The sequence below is a fragment of the Synechococcus sp. BA-120 BA3 genome (genome assembly GCF_034931285.1).
Classification (GTDB): Bacteria; Cyanobacteriota; Cyanobacteriia; order PCC-6307; family Cyanobiaceae; genus Cyanobium.
Genome location: NZ_JAYGHZ010000467.1, coordinates 1 through 1,152, shown reverse-complemented (window position 1 = coordinate 1,152; position 1,152 = coordinate 1). Strand labels below are relative to the sequence as shown.

At 71.9% G+C, this 1,152-nt stretch carries 2 protein-coding genes and 1 pseudogene; 2 read left to right on the top strand and 1 reads right to left on the bottom strand.

Annotated elements, in window-relative coordinates:
• Window positions 1-144 precede the first annotated feature (144 nt).
• Window positions 145-408 (top strand): hypothetical protein, encoded by a 264-nt coding sequence (locus tag VB737_RS16850; protein ID WP_500314661.1) that lies wholly within the window; start codon window positions 145-147, stop codon window positions 406-408.
• Here VB737_RS16850 and VB737_RS16845 read toward each other — a convergent pair.
• A complete protein-coding gene (locus tag VB737_RS16845) occupies window positions 354-791 on the bottom strand; it encodes an HNH endonuclease (RefSeq protein WP_094587030.1) in 438 nt (145 codons plus the stop codon). The two genes, VB737_RS16850 and VB737_RS16845, sit on opposite strands and share 55 nt — an antisense overlap.
• Window positions 792-887: 96 nt before the next feature.
• Here VB737_RS16845 and VB737_RS16840 point away from each other — a divergent pair.
• Window positions 888-1,152 (top strand): annotated as a pseudogene (locus VB737_RS16840) (hypothetical protein); the annotation flags it as partial.

Below are 1,152 nucleotides of genomic sequence, written 5' to 3'. Positions count from 1 at the left end.
CGCCGGCCGCCTCCAGCGCCCGCGCGACGCGGCGGCCGGTGTAGCCGCCGCCGAGCACCAGCATCCGCTCGATGCCGCCGGCCCCCGGGTTGACAGAATCCGCCGCCATCAGTACATCTGTATCACTGTCCGTTTCCCCATCCCGTGACCACCTCGTCGTTCGGTGCCAGTCTCCCTGTCGGCCTCGCGCCATCCCGCCCTCTCTGTCGCTCCGTCGAGCGGGCCCTCGGCCAGCCGCTCGCCGGACGCGGCCATCGGGCACCGGCCCGCCGTCACCGGGCCGCCGCCCCGCTGCTGCTGGCCGTGGGTCTGGTGCTGGGGGCCGTGGTGCTGGCGCCGGAGCAGCCCCTCGATCAGGAGGCCATCTGCCACCGCCACAACGGCGTGGAGGCCTGCCGCGTCTGGTGAGTCACCTCCGCTTCGGCGGCCGTGGCCGTCTCCGGTTCGGCGGGGGCCACCCACTGGAGCAGGCGCAGCGCCAAGCGCAGATCGCCGTCGGTCCAGGCCCGCAGGGCCATCGCCCGACGCGGGTCGTAGAAGGGCTGGCTCCGATACCAGACGAACGCGTCACTGTCCCCCTTGCGGCCGTTGCAGCCCAGGCAGGCCGGCACGCAGTTCTCGGTGATGCTCTGGCCGCCGCGGCTGAGGGGATGCACGTGGTCGATGGATTCCGACGCCTCGCCGCAGTAGAGGCAGCGGCGGCCGGTCATCCGATGCAGCGACTGTCGCCATCGTCGCGCTCGCAGCTTGGGGCAGAGATCTTCGAGAAAGACTCCATCCCTGGCCTGCATCAGCGCGCCTCGGTTGGCGGAAGTTTGCCCGCAGCGTCCCGGGTGTCAATGTGTTCATGATTGCTTTTTGCCGCATTGGCCACCCCCCTGGTGCAGATGCGCCTGGGCGCCTCGGGTCTGATCGAGGTGGTCAGTCCGTTCGACGCGGTCACCCAGGCGCAGCTGCGGGCCATCCGCCCCCGGGGCCAGTGGCTCAGCCGCCGTGGCTGCTGGCAGTTTCCCCTGGAGGCGGCCGCGGCGCTTCAGCAACAATGCGCCGGGCGCATTCCGGCCACCCCGGAGCTGGACCGCTGGTTCGGCTGGCTGGGCCAGCCCCTGCCGCCCCTGCCCCCCCTGGATGGGGAAGAGCTGGCCGCGATCG

Bases quoted from the DNA above. Each gene is read 5' to 3' on its own strand.
- VB737_RS16845 (WP_094587030.1), bottom strand. From the start codon at position 791: ATGCAGGCCAGGGATGGAGTCTTTCTCGAAGATCTCTGCCCCAAGCTG.